General features: G+C 62.3%; 19 protein-coding genes. 16 read left to right on the top strand and 3 right to left on the bottom strand.

The window, feature by feature from the left end; translation table 11 throughout:
* Nucleotides 1-167: 167 nt before the first annotated feature.
* The 15 genes from QMX97_RS21670 (at nt 168) to QMX97_RS21740 (ending at nt 16,278) form a co-directional block, all read left to right on the top strand.
* A complete protein-coding gene (locus tag QMX97_RS21670) occupies nt 168-1,790 on the top strand; it encodes a methyl-accepting chemotaxis protein (RefSeq protein ID WP_065903210.1) in 1,623 nt (540 codons plus the stop codon).
* Nucleotides 1,790-2,302 carry a chemotaxis protein CheW gene (locus tag QMX97_RS21675; protein WP_282397578.1) on the top strand — a complete coding sequence of 171 codons (513 nt, stop codon included), beginning with the start codon at nt 1,790-1,792 and terminating at the stop codon, nt 2,300-2,302. The genes QMX97_RS21670 and QMX97_RS21675 overlap by 1 nt, the downstream gene beginning before the upstream one ends.
* Nucleotides 2,299-3,561, top strand: coding sequence for a CheR family methyltransferase (locus QMX97_RS21680; RefSeq protein WP_282397579.1), 1,263 nt, complete (start codon nt 2,299-2,301; stop codon nt 3,559-3,561). Before QMX97_RS21675 ends, QMX97_RS21680 begins: the two co-directional genes overlap by 4 nt.
* Nucleotides 3,558-4,259 (top strand): chemotaxis protein CheW, encoded by a 702-nt coding sequence (locus QMX97_RS21685; RefSeq protein ID WP_213552412.1) that lies wholly within the window; start codon nt 3,558-3,560, stop codon nt 4,257-4,259. The genes QMX97_RS21680 and QMX97_RS21685 overlap by 4 nt, the downstream gene beginning before the upstream one ends.
* Complete coding sequence (locus QMX97_RS21690) at nt 4,256-6,541, top strand: hybrid sensor histidine kinase/response regulator (RefSeq protein ID WP_282397580.1); 2,286 nt, start codon at nt 4,256-4,258, stop codon at nt 6,539-6,541. The genes QMX97_RS21685 and QMX97_RS21690 overlap by 4 nt, the downstream gene beginning before the upstream one ends.
* On the top strand, nt 6,538-7,548 hold the full coding sequence (locus QMX97_RS21695; RefSeq protein WP_106804980.1) for a chemotaxis response regulator protein-glutamate methylesterase: 1,011 nt from the start codon (nt 6,538-6,540) through the stop codon (nt 7,546-7,548). The genes QMX97_RS21690 and QMX97_RS21695 overlap by 4 nt, the downstream gene beginning before the upstream one ends.
* 51 nt (nt 7,549-7,599) lie before the next feature.
* On the top strand, nt 7,600-8,601 hold the full coding sequence (locus tag QMX97_RS21700; RefSeq protein WP_065903189.1) for a PleD family two-component system response regulator: 1,002 nt from the start codon (nt 7,600-7,602) through the stop codon (nt 8,599-8,601).
* A gap of 264 nt (nt 8,602-8,865) precedes the next feature.
* Nucleotides 8,866-9,961, top strand: a protein-coding gene (prfB, locus tag QMX97_RS21705) for a peptide chain release factor 2 (RefSeq protein WP_098465888.1) whose coding sequence is annotated in 2 segments (ribosomal slippage) — nt 8,866-8,937 and nt 8,939-9,961 — 1,095 coding nt in all. Because the reading frame shifts where the segments join, the coding sequence is not laid out codon by codon here.
* Between the two features lie 93 nt (nt 9,962-10,054).
* Complete coding sequence (gene lysS / locus QMX97_RS21710; protein WP_106804979.1) at nt 10,055-11,554, top strand: lysine--tRNA ligase; 1,500 nt, start codon at nt 10,055-10,057, stop codon at nt 11,552-11,554.
* Between the two features lie 152 nt (nt 11,555-11,706).
* A complete protein-coding gene (locus QMX97_RS21715) occupies nt 11,707-12,423 on the top strand; it encodes a TetR family transcriptional regulator (protein WP_065903180.1) in 717 nt (238 codons plus the stop codon).
* A 123-nt stretch (nt 12,424-12,546) separates the two neighbouring features.
* Nucleotides 12,547-13,095 (top strand): hypothetical protein, encoded by a 549-nt coding sequence (locus tag QMX97_RS21720; RefSeq protein ID WP_282397581.1) that lies wholly within the window; start codon nt 12,547-12,549, stop codon nt 13,093-13,095.
* A 20-nt stretch (nt 13,096-13,115) separates the two neighbouring features.
* Nucleotides 13,116-14,393 carry a flavohemoglobin expression-modulating QEGLA motif protein gene (locus QMX97_RS21725; protein ID WP_282397582.1) on the top strand — a complete coding sequence of 426 codons (1,278 nt, stop codon included), beginning with the start codon at nt 13,116-13,118 and terminating at the stop codon, nt 14,391-14,393.
* 138 nt (nt 14,394-14,531) lie between these two features.
* Nucleotides 14,532-15,437, top strand: a complete 906-nt coding sequence (locus QMX97_RS21730) for an alpha/beta hydrolase (RefSeq protein WP_106804977.1) — start codon at nt 14,532-14,534, stop codon at nt 15,435-15,437.
* Nucleotides 15,434-15,760, top strand: coding sequence for a hypothetical protein (locus tag QMX97_RS21735; protein WP_064054946.1), 327 nt, complete (start codon nt 15,434-15,436; stop codon nt 15,758-15,760). Before QMX97_RS21730 ends, QMX97_RS21735 begins: the two co-directional genes overlap by 4 nt.
* A 170-nt stretch (nt 15,761-15,930) precedes the next feature.
* Nucleotides 15,931-16,278 carry a hypothetical protein gene (locus QMX97_RS21740; RefSeq protein WP_282397583.1) on the top strand — a complete coding sequence of 116 codons (348 nt, stop codon included), beginning with the start codon at nt 15,931-15,933 and terminating at the stop codon, nt 16,276-16,278.
* Nucleotides 16,279-16,659: 381 nt separating this feature from the next.
* On the opposite strand, the gene QMX97_RS21745 is transcribed toward QMX97_RS21740, so the two are convergent.
* From QMX97_RS21745 to QMX97_RS21755, 3 genes are all read right to left on the bottom strand, one after another.
* Entirely contained in the window at nt 16,660-17,445 is a 786-nt protein-coding gene (locus QMX97_RS21745; protein ID WP_065903166.1) for an OmpA family protein, read from the bottom strand.
* A gap of 55 nt (nt 17,446-17,500) precedes the next feature.
* A complete protein-coding gene (locus tag QMX97_RS21750) occupies nt 17,501-17,911 on the bottom strand; it encodes a DUF4398 domain-containing protein (protein WP_177343934.1) in 411 nt (136 codons plus the stop codon).
* Nucleotides 17,912-18,200: 289 nt separating this feature from the next.
* Nucleotides 18,201-18,545: a pilin assembly protein gene (locus QMX97_RS21755; protein ID WP_065903159.1), complete on the bottom strand. Its 345-nt coding sequence runs from the start codon at nt 18,543-18,545 to the stop codon at nt 18,201-18,203.
* A gap of 185 nt (nt 18,546-18,730) precedes the next feature.
* Between QMX97_RS21755 and ppc the strand changes: the two genes are divergently transcribed.
* Nucleotides 18,731-21,376 carry a phosphoenolpyruvate carboxylase gene (ppc, locus tag QMX97_RS21760; protein ID WP_282397584.1) on the top strand — a complete coding sequence of 882 codons (2,646 nt, stop codon included), beginning with the start codon at nt 18,731-18,733 and terminating at the stop codon, nt 21,374-21,376.
* The last annotated feature ends 248 nt before the right edge of the window (nt 21,377-21,624 follow it).

Here is a 21,624-nt window from a genome sequence, read left to right on the forward strand (position 1 = left end):
CGAATGCGCTGGTCAGTCATCGAATCTATTGACTGACCCTGCGCCTTCGCGAGCAGGCCCTCTCCCACATTTGCATTCTGTGATCACTACAGCAAAACCCGTTGATTAATGAGGGCTTCTGCTCAGCTATACTCCCCTCCATTTGAATGGCCCTTCGAGGAATTACTGTGAAGAACTGGACCTTGCGCCAACGGATTTTGGCGAGCTTTGCGGTCATTATCGCGATCATGCTGCTGATGGTCGTGGTGTCCTACTCACGGTTGCTGAAGATTGAAGCCAGCCAGGAAGCGGTCCGCGACGACGCGGTGCCCGGGGTGTACCTCAGCTCGATGATCCGCAGCGCCTGGGTCGACAGCTATTTGCAGACCATCGACATCATTGGCCTGCGCGAGGATAAAACCTTCACCAATACCGACAAGAACGACTACAAGTCCTTCGAGACGCGTATTGAACTGCAGATGGCCAACTACGAAAAAACCATTCATGGCCAGGCTGACCGCATGGAGTTCGATAACTTCAAGGCGGCGCACATCAACTACAACAAAGTCCTGGCGCAGGTGCTGGAGCGCGTGCAAGCCAATGACCTGCCGGGGGCCAACCAATTGCTCGAGGAGCAATTGACGCCGATCTGGACCGAAGGTCGCATGAAGCTCAATGACATCATCACGGAAAACAAGAACGTGTCCGACCGTGCCACGGCGGCCATCGACGAGTCGGTGCTGTCGGCCAAGATCAGCATGGCCGTTTCGTTGATCATCGCCATCCTCGCGGCCGGCCTGTGTGGCCTGCTGCTGATGCGCGCGATCATGGCGCCGATGCAGCGCATCGTCGACATCCTCGAAACCATGCGTACCGGCGACCTGAGCAAGCGCCTGAACCTGGAGCGCAAGGATGAATTCGGCGCAGTCGAAACCGGCTTCAACGACATGATGACCGAGCTGACGGCCCTGGTGTCCCAGGCCCAGCGCTCGTCGGTGCAGGTCACCACCTCGGTGACCGAGATTGCCGCGACGTCCAAGCAACAGCAGGCGACCGCGACTGAAACCGCGGCCACCACCACCGAGATCGGCGCGACTTCCCGGGAAATCGCCGCGACGTCCAAGGACCTGGTGCGCACCATGACTGAAGTCTCCACCGCCGCCGACCAGGCCTCGGTGGCCGCAGGCTCCGGCCAGCAGGGCCTGGCGCGCATGGAAGAAACCATGCATTCGGTAATGGGCGCCGCCGACCTGGTCAATGCCAAGCTCGCGATCCTCAATGAGAAGGCCGGCAACATCAACCAGGTGGTGGTGACCATCGTCAAGGTTGCCGACCAGACCAACCTGCTGTCGCTCAACGCCGCCATCGAGGCGGAGAAAGCTGGCGAGTACGGGCGCGGTTTTGCCGTGGTGGCCACCGAAGTGCGCCGCCTGGCGGACCAGACGGCCGTGGCCACCTATGACATCGAGCAGATGGTGCGCGAGATCCAGTCGGCGGTGTCGGCGGGGGTGATGGGCATGGACAAGTTCTCCGAGGAAGTGCGCCGGGGCATGTTCGAAGTGCAGCAGGTGGGCGAGCAGCTGTCGCAGATCATCCACCAGGTGCAGGCGCTGGCGCCGCGGGTATTGATGGTCAACGAAGGCATGCAGGCCCAGGCCACCGGTGCCGAGCAGATCAATCACGCCCTGGTGCAACTGGGCGATGCCAGCAGCCAGACCGTTGAGTCCCTGCGCCAGGCCAGCTTCGCCATCGATGAGCTGAGCCAGGTGGCGGTGGGCCTGCGCAGCGGCGTGTCGCGTTTCAAAGTCTGATGAGCGACCTCGCGGCTAAACGCGGCGCCGTCCCGGCAGCGAAAAAGGCTTTGTTCCTGGTGTTTCACATCGGCGACGAGCGCTTTGCATTAAGGGCCACCGAAGTGGCCGAGGTGCTGCCGCGCCTGCCTCTCAAACCCATCGCCCATGCGCCGCTGTGGGTGGCGGGCATCTTTGCCCATCGCGGTGCGTTGGTGCCGGTCATCGACCTCAGTGCGCTGACGTTTGGACAGCCGGCCCAGGCGCGGACCAGCACGCGGCTGGTGCTCGTCAACTACCAGCCCGAACCCTGGGTTGCAGCCCGTTGGCTGGGGTTGATCCTGGAACAGGCCACCGACACCCTGCGGTGTGACCTCAGCGAGTTCAAGCCCTATGGCCTGGACAACTGCGAGGCGCCGTACCTGGGGCTGGTGCGTGAAGACGCCGCGGGCTTGATGCAGTGGATCGGCGTGAATGAATTGCTCACCGAGCCGGTGCGTGCGTTGCTGTTCTCTGCCGAGCTGAGCGTATGAGCAACGATCCGCGCTTCTTTGCCTTCCTCAAGGAGCGCATCGGTCTCGATGTCGCCTCCGTGGGCGAAGCCATCATCGAGCGTGCCGTGCGCCAGCGCAGCCAGGCCTTGCAGGCGCAGACGGCGGGCGAGTACTGGCAGCACCTGCAAAGCTCCCATGACGAGCAGCAGGCGTTGATCGAAGCGGTGATCGTCCCCGAAACCTGGTTTTTCCGTTACCCCGAATCCTTCGTGACCCTGGCCCGCCTGGCCAAGGCGCGCCTGGTCGAGATCAAGCAGATGCGCGCGCTGCGTATCCTCAGCCTGCCGTGTTCCACTGGCGAAGAACCCTATTCGATTGCCATGGCGCTGCTGGACGCGGGCCTCGCACCGCATCAGTTCAAGGTGCAGGGTATGGATGTCAGCCCGCTGTCGGTGGAGCGTGCCCGGCGCGGGGTGTACGGCAAGAACTCGTTTCGCGGGGGCGACATTGCCTTTCGCGACCGCCACTTCGTGGAACACGGCGACGGGTTCCACATCGCCGAGCGGGTGCGTGAGCAAGTGCGCCTGCAAGTCGGCAACCTGCTCGACCCGGCGTTGCTGGCCAATGAGGCCAGCTACGACTTCGTGTTCTGCCGCAACCTGCTGATCTACTTCGACCAGGCGACCCAGAAACAAGTGTTCGATGTACTCAAGGGCCTGACCCACGTCGACGGCGTGCTGTTTATCGGCCCCGCCGAGGGCAGCCTGCTGGGGCGCCATGGCATGCGTTCGATCGGTGCGGCGCAGTCGTTTGCCTTCAGTCGGCAGGCTGAGCCGCAGCAGCCTGCGCCGGTGTTCGTGCCGCTGCCAGCACCCATCCCGCAGCGCAGCGCGGCGCCGCTTCCGGTCAGGCCGCGCCCGTTCAGTACTGCCGCCACTGCGCAGGTCATACCGATCAAGGCCGCGCCGTCCGATGCCGCCGCCTTGCTCAGCCGCATCGCCACCCTCGCCAACGAAGGCAAGAGCCTGGAGGCGCGGGCTGCGTGTGAAGAGTATTTGAATCACCACCCGCCGGCCGCCCAGGTGTTTTACTGGCTGGGGCTGCTCAGCGATGTGGCCGGCAGTGCCCTGGAAGCCCAGGGCTATTATCGAAAAGCCTTGTACCTGGAGCCCCAGCATTCGCAGGCCTTGATGCACCTGGCCGCCTTGCTGGAGTCCCAGGGCGACAGCGCGGGAGCCCGCCGCCTGCAGGCGCGGGCCGCGCGTAGCGAGCGAGCTGACAGTGAGCACAAACCATGAGTAGCCCCGACGCGCTCGACACCACCGGCCTGGACCTGACCCTGGCTGACACGCAAGCCATCGACGATTGCTGGAACCGCATCGGCATCCATGGTGACAAATCCTGCCCGCTGCTGGCGGACCACATCCATTGCCGCAATTGCTCGGTGTACTCGGCAGCCGCCACGCGCCTGTTGGATCGCTATGCGTTGCAGCAGGACGACCGTCGGCCACAGGCAGTGGTCGAGCATGGCGCCGAGGTGGTCACGCGCTCGCTGCTGATATTCCGCCTGGGCGAAGAGTGGCTGGGCATCGCCACCCGTTGCCTGGTGGAAGTGGCCACGTTGCAACCGATCCACTCCCTGCCGCACCAGCGTTCCCGTGCCTTGCTCGGCGTGGCCAACGTACGCGGCGCGTTGGTGGCGTGCCTGTCGCTGGTGGAACTGCTGGGCCTGGACAACACCGGCAGTGGCGCCAGCGGTGGCCGGATCATGCCGCGCATGCTGATCATTGCCGCGCAAGATGGCCCGGTGGTGGTGCCGGTGGATGAAGTCGACGGCATCCATGCCATCGATGAGCGCACCTTGAAGGCTGTGTCAGCGCCCGGCAGCCAGGCCAGTGGCCGCTTCACCCAAGGTGTGTTGCAGTGGAAAGGCCGCAGCCTGCGTTGGCTGGACGAGGCGCAATTGTTGTCCGCCGTGACCCGGAGCCTCACATGACCCCCGACCAGATGCGCGATGCCTCGCTGCTGGAGCTGTTCAGCCTGGAAGCCGATGCGCAGACCCAGGTATTGAGCGCGGGCCTGCTGGCCCTGGAACGCAACCCGACCCAGGCCGACCAGCTCGAAGCCTGCATGCGCGCCGCGCACTCGCTCAAGGGCGCGGCGCGGATTGTCGGGGTGGACGCCGGGGTCAGCGTGTCGCATGTCATGGAGGATTGCCTGGTCAGCGCCCAGGAAGGTCGCCTGTACCTGCAACCCGAACACATTGATGCGCTGCTGCAAGGCACCGACCTGTTGATGCGCATCGCCACGCCGGGCAATGACGTCGGGCCGGCGGATATCGAGGCGTATGTGGCGCTGATGGAGCGCTTGCTCGATCCGTCGCAACTGAGCGCCAAGGTCGCCCCGTCAGCCCCGCCGCCGCCTGAGCCGGCCCCGGCGCCCATCGTCGAGGAGCTGCCGCCGGAGCCGGAGCCCGCGCCATCCGTCACCAGCGAGCCTGCGCGCCAGAACAAACGCATGACCGAAGGCGGCGAACGCGTGTTGCGCGTGACCGCCGAGCGCTTGAACAGCCTGCTCGACCTGTCGAGCAAGTCCCTGGTCGAAACCCAGCGGCTCAAGCCATACCTCGCCAGCCTGCAGCGCCTCAAACGCATTCAAAGCCAGAGCGCGCGGGCCCTGGATACGCTGGACGGCCAGCTCAAGACCGTGGACTTGAACCTCGAGGCCCAGGAAGCCCTGGCCGATACCCGTCGGCTATTGAGCGAAGCCCAGGCGCTGCTGGCAGAAAAACATGCCGAGCTGGACGAGTTCGGCTGGCAGGCCGGGCAGCGCGCCCAGGTGCTCTACGACACCGCGCTGGCGTGCCGCATGCGCCCGTTTGCCGACGTATTGGCCGGGCAGGTGCGCATGGTCCGCGACCTCGGCCGCAGCCTGGGCAAGCAGGTGCGCCTGGAGATCGAGGGCGAAAAGACCCAGGTTGACCGCGACGTGCTGGAGAAGCTTGAAGCGCCGCTCACCCATTTGCTGCGCAATGCCGTCGACCACGGCATCGAAATGCCCGAGCAGCGTCTGCTGGCGGGCAAGCCGGCCGAGGGCCTGATCCGCTTGCGCGCGTCTCACCAGGCCGGCCTGCTGGTGCTGGAATTGAGCGATGACGGTAACGGCGTCGACCTGGAGCGCCTGCGCGGCACCATCGTCGACCGGCACCTGTCGCCGTTGGAAACCGCCCAGCGCCTCAGCGAAGAGGAGCTGCTGACGTTCCTGTTCCTGCCGGGGTTCAGCCTGCGCGACAAGGTCACCGAAGTATCCGGGCGGGGTGTCGGCCTGGATGCAGTGCAGCATATGGTCCGCCAATTGCGCGGTGCGGTGGTGCTGGAGCAGACGGCGGGGCAGGGCAGTCGTTTCCATCTGGAGGTGCCGCTGACCCTGTCGGTGGTGCGCAGCCTGGTGGTGGAAGTCGGCGAAGAAGCCTACGCGTTCCCGCTGGCCCATATCGAGCGCATGTGCGACCTGGCGCCCGACGACATCGTGCAACTGGAAGGCCGCCAGCATTTCTGGCACGAGGGCCGGCATGTCGGCCTGGTGGCCGCCAGCCAGTTGTTGCAGCGCCCGGCGGGGCAGAATAATGACGAAACCTTGAAAGTGGTGGTGATCCGCGAACGCGATGCCGTATACGGAATCGCTGTGGAACGCTTCATCGGCGAGCGCACCCTGGTGGTGTTACCGCTCGATGACCGCCTGGGCAAGGTCCAGGATATTTCCGCCGGCGCCTTGCTGGACGACGGCTCGGTGGTATTGATCGTCGATGTCGAAGACATGCTGCGCTCGGTCGACAAGCTGCTCAACACCGGTCGCCTGGAACGCATTGCCCGGCGCAGCCAGCAGGCCACCGAAGCACCGCGCAAACGCGTGCTGGTGGTGGACGATTCGCTCACCGTGCGTGAGCTGCAACGCAAATTGTTACTTAATCGTGGTTATGAAGTGGCCGTGGCGGTCGATGGCATGGACGGTTGGAACGCGTTGCGCTCCGAGGACTTTGACCTGTTGATCACTGATATTGATATGCCTCGCATGGACGGTATTGAATTGGTCACACTCTTGCGCCGTGACAGTCGCCTGCAATCGTTGCCGGTGATGGTGGTGTCCTACAAGGACCGTGAAGAAGACCGACGTCGTGGACTGGACGCCGGCGCCGACTATTATTTAGCCAAAGCCAGTTTCCATGACGATGCCTTGTTGGACGCCGTGGTGGAGCTGATTGGAGGCGCGCGGGCATGAGGATTGCGATCGTCAACGATATGCCCCTGGCGGTGGAGGCCTTGCGCCGCGCCTTGAGTTTCGAGCCTGCGCACGAAGTGGTGTGGGTCGCCGGCAATGGCCTGGAAGCGGTGCAGCGCTGCGCCGAACTGACCCCGGACCTGATCCTGATGGACCTGATCATGCCGGTCATGGACGGTGTCGAGGCGACGCGGCAGATCATGGCTGAGACCCCGTGCGCCATCGTGATCGTCACGGTCGACCGCCAGGCCAACGTCAGCCGGGTGTTCGAAGCCATGGGCCATGGCGCCCTGGACGTCGTGGATACGCCGCCCCTGGGCGTCGGCAACCCCAAGGATGCGGCGGCGCCGCTGTTGCGCAAGATCCTCAATATCGGCTGGTTGATTGGCCAGCGCGGCAGCCGTGTGCGCGCCGAAACCACACCTGCGCGCAGCACCGGCAAACGCCAGAGCCTGGTTGCCATCGGCTCGTCGGCGGGTGGCCCGGCTGCCCTGGAAATCCTGCTCAAGGGCTTGCCCCGCGACTTTCCCGCCGCCATTGTGCTGGTGCAGCATGTGGACCAGGTCTTCGCTGCCGGCATGGCCGAGTGGCTGAGCAGTGCCTCCAGCCTGCCGGTGCGCCTGGCCCGCGAGGGTGAGCCGCCGCAACCCGGCGTGGTGCTGCTGGCCGGGACCAACCACCACATTCGTTTATTGCGCAACGGCACGCTAGCCTATACCGCAGACCCGGTTAACGAGATCTATCGGCCTTCGATCGACGTGTTTTTCGAAAGCGTGGCCAGCCACTGGAATGGTGATGCCGTCGGCGTACTGCTGACAGGCATGGGCCGCGACGGGGCCCAGGGCCTCAAGTTACTGCGAGAACAAGGATATCTGACCATCGCCCAGGATCAGCAGAGCTCGGCGGTGTATGGCATGCCCAAAGCGGCGGCGGCGATTGACGCTGCTGTTGAAATTCGCCCACTGGACAGAATTGCGCCCCGATTGCTGGAGGTATTTTCGAAATGAGCCCTACCTCCCGCGGTGCTGGCTTGCAGGTAGTAATTCAGGTGACTGCAGATGAATGATTTACAGATCGACGACATCAAGACCGACGAAAATGCCGCCATGGTGTTGCTGGTCGACGACCAGGCCATGATCGGCGAAGCCGTGCGGCGTGGCCTGGCCCATGAAGAAAACATCGACTTCCACTTCTGCGCCGACCCGCACCAGGCCATTGCCCAGGCGATCCGCATCAAGCCGACGGTGATCCTGCAGGACCTGGTGATGCCCGGCCTCGATGGCCTGACCCTGGTGCGCGAATACCGCAACCACCCGGCCACGCAGAACATTCCGATCATCGTGCTTTCCACCAAGGAAGACCCGCTGATCAAGAGCGCGGCGTTCTCGGCCGGCGCCAACGATTACCTGGTCAAGCTGCCGGACAATATCGAGTTGGTGGCGCGCATTCGCTACCACTCGCGCTCCTACATGACCCTGTTGCAGCGGGACGCGGCCTACCGTGCGCTGCGGGTCAGCCAGCAACAATTGCTCGACACCAACCTGGTGCTGCAACGGCTGATGAACTCCGATGGCCTCACCGGGCTGTCCAACCGCCGGCACTTCGACGAGTACCTGGAACTGGAGTGGCGCCGTGCCATGCGCGATCAGACCCAGTTGTCGTTGCTGATGATCGACGTGGATTTCTTCAAGACCTACAACGACAGCTTCGGTCACGTCGAGGGCGATGAGGCCTTGCGCAAAGTCGCCGCGTCGATCCGTGAAGCCAGCAGCCGGCCGTCGGACTTGCCGGCACGTTATGGCGGTGAAGAGTTTGCGCTGGTGCTGCCCAATACCTCGCCGGGTGGTGCGCGACTGGTGGCCGAAAAGCTGCGCATGGCGGTGGCCGCGCTGAAAATCCCGCACATTGCCCCAACTGAAGGTTCGAGCCTGACCATCAGTATCGGCCTGTCGACCCTTACGCCGGCGCAGGGGACCGATTGCCGGCAACTGATCCTGGCGGCAGACAAGGGGTTGTACACGGCCAAGCATAATGGGCGAAATCAGGTGGGGATCGAGTAGGGTTTTGTGTACATATGCGTTGCTGCGGTAACGGCTAACCCGGCGTCCTGCCGGGTTAGCCACGGATTCAAGCCTGCGTTCGGCCAGCGCCTACACGTATCCGCTTTTGATCCAACCCCTCAGGTCGGCTTTCGGGCACAACGAGCCCAGGCGAGGTGCCGAGTGGTGGGGCAAGAGCCCTTTTCGCCCAGCGGGCTGCCGCTCCCCCCCGTTTATCGTTATACTCGTCGGCTTTCAAAAGTTCGCCAACGAGTGCTGCCCGCCATGGAAATCAACCCGATCCTTAACACCATCAAGGACCTGTCCGAGCGCTCCGAAACTATTCGGGGGTATCTTTGACTACGATCAAAAGCATGAGCGTCTGACCGAAGTCAATCGCGAGCTTGAAGATCCGAGTGTCTGGAACAAACCTGAATACGCCCAGGAACTGGGCCGCGAGCGCGCTGCGCTGGCGCAGATCGTCGATACCCTCGACGAGCTGAACACCGGTCTGGCCGATTGCCGTGACCTGCTGGACATGGCCGTCGAAGAAAACGACGAAGGCGCAGTGGGCGATGTCGTCGCCGAGCTGGCCCGTCTCGAGGAAAACCTCGCCAAGCTTGAATTCCGCCGCATGTTCAGCCATGAAATGGACCCGAACAACGCCTACCTGGACATCCAGGCCGGCTCCGGTGGCACCGAAGCCCAGGACTGGGCCAACATCCTGTTGCGCATGTACCTGCGCTGGGCTGACAAACGCGGTTTCGACGCCACCATCATGGAGCTGTCGGCCGGTGAAGTCGCCGGCATCAAGGGCGCGACCGTGCACATCAAGGGCGAATACGCCTTTGGCTGGTTGCGGACCGAGATCGGCGTGCACCGCCTGGTGCGCAAGAGCCCGTTCGACTCCGGCAACCGTCGCCACACCTCGTTCTCTGCGGTGTTCGTCTCGCCAGAGATCGACGACAAGGTCGAAATCGAGATCAACCCGGCCGACCTGCGGATCGACACCTACCGTTCCTCCGGTGCCGGTGGCCAGCACGTAAACACCACCGACTCGGCCGTGCGTATTACCCACGTACCGACCAACACCGTGGTCAGCTGCCAGAACGAACGTTCCCAGCACGCGAACAAGGACACCGCCATGAAAATGCTGCGGGCCAAGTTGTACGAGCAGGAAATGCAGAAGCGCAACGCCGCGTCCCAGGCGCTGGAAGACACCAAGTCGGATATCGGCTGGGGCCACCAGATCCGTTCGTATGTGCTCGATGCCTCGCGGATCAAGGATCTGCGCACTAACATCGAACGCAGCGACTGCGACAAGGTGCTCGACGGCGATATCGACGAATACCTGGAAGCCAGCCTGAAATCAGGCCTGTAACAGGCTCCATACCGCGATCCCTGTAGGAGCCGGCTTGCCGGCGATCCCCGGCCGCAGGCCGGGGACAACGAACCAGATGGAATATTTAAAGACATGAGCGACCAACAACTCGACCAGGCCCTGCAACAGGAAGAAAACTCCCTGATCGCCCTGCGCAAGGAAAAGCTTGCTGCCGAGCGCGCCAAGGGCAATGCCTTCCCCAACGACTTCCGCCGCGACAACTACTGCGATGCCTTGCAGAAACAGTACGCGGACAAGACCAAGGAAGAGCTGGCTGAGGCTGCGATTCCGGTCAAGGTGGCAGGTCGCATCATGCTCAACCGTGGCTCGTTCATGGTGATCCAGGACATGACCGGTCGCATCCAGGTCTACGTCAACCGTAAAACCCTGTCCGAAGAAACCCTGGCCTCGGTGAAGACCTGGGACATGGGCGACATCATCGCCGCCGAAGGCACCCTGGCGCGTTCCGGCAAGGGCGACCTGTATGTCGAAATGACCAACGTGCGCCTGCTGACCAAATCCCTGCGCCCGCTGCCGGACAAGCACCACGGCCTGACGGACACCGAACAGCGTTACCGCCAGCGCTACGTCGACCTGATCGTCAACGAAGACGTGCGCCAGACTTTCCGCGTGCGTTCGCAAGTCATTGCGCACATCCGCAGCTTCCTGATGAAGCGTGACTTCCTCGAAGTCGAAACCCCGATGCTGCAAACCATCCCGGGTGGTGCCGCAGCCAAGCCGTTCGAAACCCACCATAATGCGCTGGACATGGAAATGTTCCTGCGTATCGCGCCGGAGCTGTACCTCAAGCGCCTGGTGGTTGGCGGCTTTGAAAAGGTGTTCGAGATCAACCGCAACTTCCGTAACGAAGGTGTTTCGACGCGTCACAACCCTGAATTCACCATGTTGGAGTTCTACCAGGCGTACGCCGACTACGAAGACAACATGGACCTGACCGAAGAACTGTTCCGCGAGCTGGCGCAGCTGGTCCTGGGCAGCACCGACGTGCCGTATGGCGACAAGGTGTTCCACTTCGGCGAGCCGTTCGTGCGCCTGTCGGTGTTCGACTCGATCCTCAAGTACAACCCGGAGCTGACCGCTGACGACCTGACCGACATCGACAAGGCCCGTGCCATCGCCAAGAAAGCCGGCGCCAAGGTGCTGGGTTTCGAAGGCCTGGGCAAGCTGCAGGTGATGATTTTCGAAGAACTGGTGGAGCACAAGCTGGAACAGCCGCACTTCATTACCCAGTACCCGTTCGAAGTGTCGCCGCTGGCTCGTCGCAACGACGACAACCCGAACGTCACCGATCGTTTCGAGCTGTTCATCGGTGGTCGCGAAATCGCCAACGCCTACTCCGAGCTCAACGACGCGGAAGACCAGGCCGAGCGCTTCATGGCCCAGGTGGCCGACAAGGACGCCGGCGATGACGAAGCCATGCACTACGACGCTGACTTCGTGCGCGCCCTGGAATATGGCATGCCGCCGACCGCGGGCGAAGGCATCGGCATCGACCGCCTGGTGATGTTGTTGACCAACTCGCCGTCGATCCGCGACGTGATCTTGTTCCCGCACATGCGGCCACAAGCGTAAGCGTAGCGAAATCCGAAGCCGCCTTTTATAAGGCGGCTTTTTTATGCGGCATTAACAAGCGTCAAGCAAACAGCGCCAGGGGATCGTTCCCGTGCCCTGCGTGGGAATGCACACCGTGACGCTCCGCGTCACTCTAATAAGGAAGATCAGTCGTGAACCGCGTAACCGCTCAAGAAGGCGCCGCCGGCATTGCCGCTGCCGTGGCTGAAAGCGTCCAGTACCAGGGCCGCAAGGCCAGCCGTCGGGGCAGCGAGCAACGCAGGCAAGACATTCTCGACGCGGCCATGCGCATTGTGGTGCGCGACGGCGTGCGGGCCGTGCGCCACCGGGCGGTGGCGGCGGAGGCGGGGGTGCCGTTGTCGGCAACCACCTACTACTTCAAGGATATCGATGACCTGCTCACCGATACCTTCGCCCAATACGTGGAGCGCAGCGCTGCGTTCATGGGCAAGTTGTGGGTGCGCAACGAAGGCCTGCTGCGCGAGATGGTCGCCTATGGCGATGGCAGCCCGGCGTCGCGCTCACAGCTGGCCGATGACATTGCGCGACTGACTGCCGACTACGTCATGCGCCAACTCAGCAATCGCCGTGAACACCTGATGGCCGAGCAGGCCTTTCGCCAGGAAGCCTTGCTCAACCCGCGCCTGGCGGAGCTGGTGCGCTCCCACCAGCAGATCCTGTTGCAGGGCACGGGGCAGTTTTTCCAGGTATTGGGCTCCCGCGAGCCGCAACAGGATGCCAAAGTGTTGACGGCGATAATCAGTCGGATGGAATATCAGGGCCTGCTGGGCGGCGCAGAGCCTCTGACCGCTGACGAGATGCTTGAGATTCTCAAGCGCTACATGCATTTGGTCCTGGCCTCGGTCTAGCCTCATGTGGGCGCTGGCTTGTCGAATCGTCGCACCGCTGCGATAGCCTCACCGCGGTTTACCTGAAGCACCGCGGGGCCTGTATCGCAGGCGAGCCAGCTCCCACACTTTATGGAGTATGCAATGAAAGCCTGGCGTGTCGCGGTCATCGCTCTGTCGTTCCTGTTGCTCAGCGGTTGCCTGGTGACCTTCAAGGACCCGCTGCCGGCCCGGGAAGCCGCGCCGGATGAACTGCTCGGCCAATGGACGAGCAAGAATGCCTGGGGCGAACCGCTCAACCTGCACATCACCCGCGCCGGCGAGCACCGTTATAAAGCCGTGAGCTACCCTACAGCCAAGCCTGGCCAGCGCGATGAGTACCTGTTTACAGTGTCGCGGCATGGCAGTCGCTGGTACCTGTCGGCGCCGTTGCCGGCCAAACTGGGTGGCAATTACATCCTCGCGGGATTCGAGTTCGATGAAAAACACGAATTGGTGGTCTACAACCTCGACCTCGAGCAGATCCATCAGGCGATCGGCCAGCGCGCCTTGCACGGCAGCACCGTGGAGACCGTCGAAGGTGCCGGCGTGCGGGTGGACAGCCCCATGGACCAGGTGTTTGCCTACCTGGATGACCCGGCCAATGCCGATGTGTTCGTTGAAGCCGTGCGCTACCAGCGCGCGGGCAAATAACGTTTAAAGAGGAAGTAGCGGTGGACGATTACCAGCAGACGATACGCACCTTGTCTGATCGCATTGTGCTGGCGCAAACACCGATTCGCGTCCTCGACGCGGTGAAATGGGACGAAAACATTCGCCAGGGATTTCTCAAGGCCAAGGGCAAGGAACTGCCCGCCGTGGACCGCGACTATTACCTCAACCGGCCGCTGTCATTCGATTCCAGCGCAGTGAAGCTGGAGTTCCAGAACATCGAGCGTGACATCACGCGCCGCCTCGGCCAGTTCAGCCCGGTGGGGCAGATCATGCGCCGCATGTGCAGGGAGTACCGCATGGTGGTGCGCATGCTCGAGGCCCGTGGCACCGAGGATTTCGGCCTGATCTCCCAGGAGCTGTACGGCGCCGCCTCCGATGCCTTTCACGCCGGCGACCCGACCCTGGCGGACCTGGGCCTGATGCTCTCCGACTACCTGAACAACATCGACGGGCGTGGCGACCTCAAGGACGAAGCCAAGACCCTCACCGCCAAGGACGCCGTGGCGCTGCTGCAAACCCGCCTGAACCGGGTGTTTGGCGAGGCCGAAGAGACCATCCGCGTGTTCGAGTCCGACGGTATCGTCGCCGATGCAGCGGCGGGCGCCGACTACATCAAGATCCGCGCCGACGCGATGTTCAACGAGCGCGACGTGCGTGCGCTGGAAGTGCATGAAGGCCTGGTGCACGTCGGCACCACGCTCAATGGCCAGAACCAGCCAATCTGCACCTTTCTGTCCAAGGGCCCGCCGTCGTCCACCGTGACCCAGGAAGGCCTGGCGATATTGATGGAGATCATCACCTTCGCCTCCTACCCGAGCCGCCTGCGCAAGCTCACCAATCGCACCCGCGCCATCCACATGGTGGAAGAGGGCGCCGACTTCCTGCAGGTGTTCGAGTTCTTCCGCGAGCAGGGTTTTGAGATGGCCGAAAGCTACGGCAACGCCAGTCGCGTATTCCGTGGCTCGGTTCCGACCGGTCTGCCTTTCACCAAGGACTTGTCCTACCTGAAAGGCTTTATCATGGTCTACAACTACATCCAGCTGGCCGTGCGCAAGGGCAAGCTGGAACAAGTACCGCTGCTGTTCTGCGGCAAGACCACGCTGGAAGATATGCGCACCCTGCGCCAGCTGGTGGACGAGGGCCTGGTGGTGCCGCCCAAGTACCTGCCCGAGCAGTTTCGCGACATGAATGCGCTGGCGGCGTGGATGTGCTTCTCCAACTTCCTCAACCACTTGAGCCTGGACCGGATCGAGGCGGATTACTCGAATATCCTTTAACACCGATCTAGCTGTAGTTGGCGGCTTGCCGGCGATGGCTGCAGGAGATCGAGTTGCCTGCATCGCCGGCCAGCCGGCTCCTGCAGCGTTTCGGCGTTATTCAGATGTGTTGTTTAACTACTCACGAGGCTTCAACGGATGAGAATCCTCGGCATTCTATGCCTGCTACTCACATTGAACGGCTGCAGCTCACTGCTGTTCTATCCCGAGCCCGGCCTGCCGTTCACGCCGGAAAAAGCCCACCTGGATTACCGCGACGTCACAGTCACCACCGCTGACGGGGTCAAGCTGCATGCCTGGTGGCTGCCGGCCAAGCCCGGCGTGCCGCTCAAGGGCACAGTGCTGCACCTGCACGGTAACGGCGGCAACCTGGCCTGGCACCTGGGTGGCAGTTGGTGGTTGCCGGAGCAGGGCTACCAGGTGCTGCTGCTGGACTATCGCGGTTATGGGCTGTCGCAGGGCAAGCCGTCATTGCCGGCGGTCTATCAGGACGTGGACGCTGCCTTCAGCTGGCTCGACCAGGCCCCCGAGACCCGGGGCCAGCCGCTGATCGTCCTCGGTCAAAGCCTCGGCGGCGCGCTGGCGGTGCATTACCTGGCAGCCCACCCGGAGCGACAGGCGCAGCTCAAGGCCCTGGTGCTGGACGGCGTGCCCGCCAGTTATCGTGACGTAGGACAATTCGCCCTGAGCACCTCCTGGTTAACATGGCCGTTTCAGGTGCCGTTGTCCTGGCTGGTGCCGGATGGCGACAGTGCGATCCGCGCCATGCCGCAACTGACCGGTGTGCCCAAGCTGCTGTTCCACAGCCTGGATGACCCGATTGTGCCGGTGGCCAACGGCATCCGCCTGTACCAGGCCGCGCCGCCGCCTCGGGTGTTGCAGTTGACGCGCGGTGGCCACGTGCAGACCTTTGCCGACAAGACCTGGCAAACCGTGATGCTGCGTTACCTGGATGACCCGCAGCACTTCAACGGCCTGCGTCGCCTGGGCGAAATCCCGAATTATCCCGATTCTAAAGTTGATTCATCAGAGAGCCCGCAATGAGCGAAGAACGCAACATGATCCCGCTGATCCTCACCGGCATCGGCACCATCATCGGTACTGTCGGCTGCCTGTGGTACTACGGCTACCTGCACTTCGCCAAGCCGGAAGATGCGCTGCTGCTCAGCGATTTCACCCTGCTCAAGACCGTGCCCGGCGAAGACTACAAGATCTCGCTGACCCCGGCCGCGCAGGTGGCGCAGTGCGTCGACGGCGTGCTCGTGATGTTCGACACCGAGCAAAAAGGCTTGAGTGGCGTGCTGGTCAATAACAAGAAGCAGGCGGTACGTTGCCTGGGCCAGGAAACCCCGCAACTGCAGCAGTGAGCTGGCACATCGCCCCGTGGGAAAACGCCATTGAACCTGGCGATTAGTCCCTTGCTGCATGTGCGACCCGTAGCTGACCGGAACCATCTTTATTTACCCGCCACAGACTAAGGACTGATCGGAGCGACTGATCAGTCCTTTTTTAATTAATGAGTCTGGAGTTTGCATTTATGTCAGGTATCAACGGTGTATCGGGTTCAACGGGCTTGTCAGGCATTGGTGGTGGCCAAGGTCCCCAGCAAAGCCTTGATCAGCAGATTCAGGACGTACAAAACAAAATCAAGCAACAGTCACAAGGTTCCCAGGGCAGCGAGGGAAGCGGTGGAGCTGGGGGCGGGGGTAGCATTGAAGAGCTGGAGAAGCTACTGAAGAAACTGCTTGCAGAAAAGGCTCAAGGTGCTCAGGGCGGTGAAGGTGCACAAAATGGCCAGGGCTCACAAGACAGTCAAGGTGGCTCACAGGGCGGCGGCCAAATCCAGTCGCCCGACTACCAGGGTTCCAGCAAAGTCGGCGGCTGATTGCCATCTCTGCAAAGCCCGCCCGCCATGGGCGGGATTTGGTCAACGACCGAACGATAATGCTGAGCCAAGATTTTTTGGAACCATATCGCGTAAGGCGCCACACAAAGCGGTGTAACTTACTCAGATCAGGGCCGAGAAAGTGGCGATAATTGCAAATCCTGTACCTCCCGTACATCCGGCAAATCCTGAAAGTCAGGCATTTCGCAACCTGCTGAATATGAGCCGGTGCCATGTAGATCTTGAGCGGCGGACCGCGCAGGACCAGAAACAGGACCAGAAGATGAAGATGCCAGACGAGGACACACACCGTCCTATCCAGTTTGGCAATCCATAAAAAAACCCACCGTATGGTGGGTTTTTTTATCCAGCATCAGGCCATCAGTTCGCGACGGACGAACGTGGTTTGACTGGCTGGTTGTCGTTGGAGATGGTCACTTCGACGCGGCGGTTCATGGCACGGCCCGATACGCTGCTGTTATCGGCAACCGGGTATTCCTTGCCATAGCCCTGGGTCACGATGCGCGAGATGTCCACGCCTTGCTGAGCCAGTGCACGCTGCACGGAAGCTGCACGACGCTCGGACAGGCTCTGGTTGTACGAGTCGGAACCGGTGCTGTCGGTGTAGCCTTCGACGATCACTTTGCGGTCCGGGTTGTCGCGCAGGAACTGCGCCAGCTTGGTGATGTTCACCAGGCCGCTGGATTTCAGGTCGGACTTGTTGGTGGCAAACAGCACGTCACCGAAAGTGACCAGCGTACCGCGATCGGTCTGCTTGGCATTCAGGCTGTCCTGCAGTTGCTTGATCTGCGCGTCACGGGCTTGCAGCAGGGCGCGAGCACGTTCGTCGCCGGCGTTTTTCAGCTTGGCTTCGGATTCGCGCAGCACGATGGTGTCTTTCGCCACTTCAACGCGCTGGTTGGTCAGGTAGGCCAGCTGGTCGACTTTCTTCTGGTCTTCCTTGTCGCGGTAGGCCTTGTCAGCCTTGTCCAGCCAGTCCTGGGCGTCCTTGGTTTCCAGCGCCGCTACCTTGGTGGCATTCGGGTTGGCTTGCAGGGCCGAGAAGTTGGTCCGTGCATTTTCCAGGTTCGCGTTCGGCGGGGTGGAGCACGCCGCCAAGGCAACGCTCATCGCCAGCAGGGCAGGGATCATCAATTGTTTACGCATAGTCGTGTCGTCCTTTCAATTCGATATCGGGTGCATTGCAATCAGGGGCGGCGGCTTATTGCTGCTTGATAACAGCCGGGCGCATGCCTTCCTGACGCAGCTCCTGAACAGCTTTCTGGGAGTCCTTCACAGCCTGTTCGGCTTTGGCGGCCTGGGCTTTACGCTCAGCGACGCGAGCGTCCCACTCGGCTTGTTCAGCCAGGCGACGGGCTTCGTCGTAGTTCTTGTCGTGCATGGCAATCTCGGCTTGCTTGAGCTTGTCCTGGGCCGACTTCATTTCTACGGCTGCGTACTCGGTGCCGCCGGCGCTGACAGCGCTGTTCACCGCCGATTGGGTAACTGCGTACTGCTCGGTCGGCGGGTTGCCGGCGCAGCCAGCCAAAACGAAGCTGGTGCCGATTGCCAGCGCGGCCAACTTGAGCCCGCGCAGATGGTTAAACGAGGATTTGGCAGTGCTGGTCTTCATCGTCTTCAACTCCATTGGGTAACTCCTGAAAAACATCAAAATCCATGTCACTGGTCGGCGGTGCGGGGCCCGGCGGTAAAGCACGAAAAGCCCTTTCAAACGGCCGTTCCAAGTGATGGCTTACTGGCTGTGACCGGAGGCTTTTTTCAAAAGTTCAGAACAGATGGCGATTTGCCTAAAAAAATAACTGACTGAATGGTCAGCCTGAAAAACTTGGAACTTTTGCCGCGCGCGGAGGTAGGTCGGGCCCGTGAAGGGCCCGGATTACAAGGGGAAGAAGGGGGTGGGGTCAGTGTTTCTGCTCGTCCGAACTGCTCGACATATCGTGCAGATAGCGTCGCGACAGCGTCAGGAAACGTGGGGTAGGGCCGACGTCTTCGTAGAGCGGGTCGCCCTCTTCATCGGTGGCAACCACCTGTTGTCCCTTGATATAGGGAAAGCTGGCTTCCAGCTCTTCGAGGGCGGCGCCGATCAGCTCGCCGAGCAGTTCTTCGGTATGGCGCTTGGGGTACATTTCCGCGATGGCCGCCAGCCTTGCGGCGGACTCCACATCCAGATGGATGGCGTACTCGGTCTTGGTCAAGCGACCCTTGGCGTTCTCTTCCCAATGCTGGGCCAGTTCTCGGATTTTCATGGCAACCTCAATAAAGCCCGCGATGGCAGGCGGTGATGAGTGTCCAGCCGCGTGCGTGGATAAACACAGGCGACTCACAGTTGAGACTAGCTGCAAGTCACAAGGTTTAAAGTCTTGTCATAAACCGATGCTGGCGGCACTCTGGAAAACCTGCGCGTCCCGGATTTCTGGCTGGAGATTGGCTGATGAGTGATATCGATGCACGCTTGCGTGAGGATGTTCACCTCTTGGGTGAGCTGTTGGGCAACACCATTCGAGAGCAGTACGGCGATGATTTTCTCGACAAGATCGAGCAGATCCGCAAGGGCGCCAAGGCCGACCGGCGTGGCGCGGCCGCGGAGAAAGCCGCGGGCGATGAACTGAGCGCCAGCCTCAATCAGTTGAAGGAAGACGAACTGCTGCCCGTCGCGCGGGCCTTCAACCAGTTTCTCAACCTGGCCAATATTGCCGAGCAGTACCAGCTGATTCACCGGCGTGATGAATCGCAACCAGCGCCGTTCGAATCCCGGGTGCTGCCGGAGTTGCTGGCGCGCCTGCAAAGCGAAGGCCACAGCAACGAGTCCCTGGCACGCCAGTTGGGCCGCCTGGAGATCGAGCTGGTCCTTACTGCCCACCCGACCGAAGTGGCGCGCCGCACCCTGATCCAGAAATACGATGCGATTGCCGCGCAGCTGGCATTGCAGGATCACCGCGACCTCACCACCGCCGAGCGCGAGCAGATCCGCCAGCGCCTGCAGCGCTTGATCGCCGAAGCCTGGCACACCGAAGAGATCCGCCGCACTCGCCCCACGCCGGTGGACGAGGCCAAGTGGGGCTTTGCGGTGATCGAGCATTCTCTGTGGCATGCCATCCCGAATTATCTGCGCAAGGCTGACCAGGCCTTGCATGCCGCTACCGGCCTGCATTTGCCCCTGGAGGCGGCGCCGATTCGGTTTGCATCGTGGATGGGGGGCGACCGCGACGGCAACCCGAATGTCACCGCGCCGGTCACCCGTGAAGTACTGCTGCTGGCGCGCTGGATGGCGGCCGATCTGTACCTGCGCGATATCGATCACCTGGCGTCCGAATTGTCGATGCAGCACGCCAGCGCGGCGTTGCAGGCCAAGGTCGGTGACAGCGTCGAACCGTACCGTGCGCTGCTCAAGCAATTGCGCGAACGCCTGCGCGCCACGCGCAGTTGGGCGCATGCCTCATTGACGACCAGCACCCCGGCGCCGGCCGACGTGTTGCAAAACAACCGTGACCTGCTCGACCCGCTGGAGCTGTGCTACGAGTCGCTGCACGAATGCGGCATGGGCGTGATCGCCGATGGTCCGCTGCTCGACTGCCTGCGCCGCGCGGTGACTTTTGGTCTGTTCCTGGTGCGCCTGGACGTGCGCCAGGACTCCAGCCGGCATTCGGCGGCCATGACGGAAATCACCGACTACCTCGGCCTCGGTCGTTATGAAGACTGGGACGAAGAGGCACGCATCAGTTTCCTGACCAAGGAGCTGGGCAATCGCCGCCCGCTGCTGCCGGGGTATTTCAAACCGTCGGCGGACACGGCCGAGGTGTTGAATACCTGCAAGGAAATCGCCGCCGCGCCGGCAGCATCGCTGGGTTCCTACGTCATCTCCATGGCCGGCGCCGCGTCAGACGTACTCGCGGTGCAACTGTTGCTGAAAGAGTCGGGCGTGCAGCGGCCGATGCGCGTGGTGCCGTTGTTCGAAACCCTGGCTGACCTGGATAACGCCGGGCCGGTGATGGAACGCCTGCTGCAACTGCCGGGCTACCGCGCCCGTTTACAGGGCCCGCAGGAAGTGATGATCGGCTATTCGGACTCGGCCAAGGACGCCGGCACCACCGCCGCAGCCTGGGCGCAGTACCGGGCGCAGGAACGCCTGGTGGATATCTGCCGCGAGCAACAGGTGGAACTGCTGTTGTTCCATGGCCGTGGCGGCACGGTCGGGCGCGGTGGCGGCCCGGCTCACGCGGCGATCCTGTCGCAGCCGCCGGGTTCGGTGGCGGGGCGTTTCCGCACCACTGAACAAGGCGAAATGATCCGTTTCAAATTCGGCCTGCCGGACATTGCCGAGCAGAACCTCAATCTTTACCTGGCAGCGGTGTTGGAAGCGACGCTGTTGCCGCCGCCTCCGCCGGAACCGGCCTGGCGCCATTTGATGGACGAATTGGCGGCGGATGGTGTCAGCGCTTACCGCGCGGTGGTGCGGGAAAATCCGCAATTCGTCGAGTATTTCCGCCAATCCACACCGGAGCAGGAGCTCGGTCGCTTGCCCCTCGGCAGTCGTCCGGCCAAGCGTCGTGCCGGTGGCATCGAAAGCCTGCGCGCCATCCCGTGGATCTTCGGCTGGACCCAGACCCGCCTGATGCTGCCGGCATGGCTCGGCTGGGAAGCTGCGTTGAGCAAGGCGCTGGAGCGCGGCGAAGGCGAACTGCTCGGGCAGATGCGTGAGCAGTGGCCGTTCTTCCGGACCCGCATCGACATGCTCGAAATGGTCCTGGCCAAGGCGGATGCCGACATTGCGCGACTGTATGACGAGCGCCTGGTGCAGCCGGACCTGTTGCCATTGGGCGCGCACTTACGCGACCTATTGTCGCAGGCGTGCACGGTGGTGCTTGGCCTGACCGGCCAGTCGCAACTGTTGGCCCATAGCCCCGACACCCTGGAGTTCATCCGCCTGCGCAACACCTACCTTGACCCCCTGCACCTGCTGCAGGCTGAGTTGCTGGCGCGCTCGCGCCAGCAGGAAGCGGCGCAGGACAGCCCTCTGGAACAGGCGCTGCTGGTGTCTGTGGCCGGTATCGCTGCCGGTTTACGCAACACCGGTTGAGGTTTTACGCGTGTTCTCAAAGGCTTGCAGATGAAGTACGCCAGCCGCCAGTAAATGGGCGGTTGGCGTTTGCACGGCCGGGTTGCACTCAGGCACACCCCACCTATGGTGCATGTATGGCGCGGGTTCTTGCGACTTTCGGCGGCTTGTGTGCTTAGGGTCTGCTGTGTATCTTGATCAGCCTTTGGCCGTTTGTGCGGCCCGAATCCTATTTTTACGAGATTGGCCCCACGCGGCGAATCCGAGCG

The organism is Pseudomonas sp. PS01298 (genome assembly GCF_029959745.1).
In the GTDB taxonomy this organism is placed as follows: Bacteria; Pseudomonadota; Gammaproteobacteria; order Pseudomonadales; family Pseudomonadaceae; genus Aquipseudomonas; species Aquipseudomonas aylmerensis.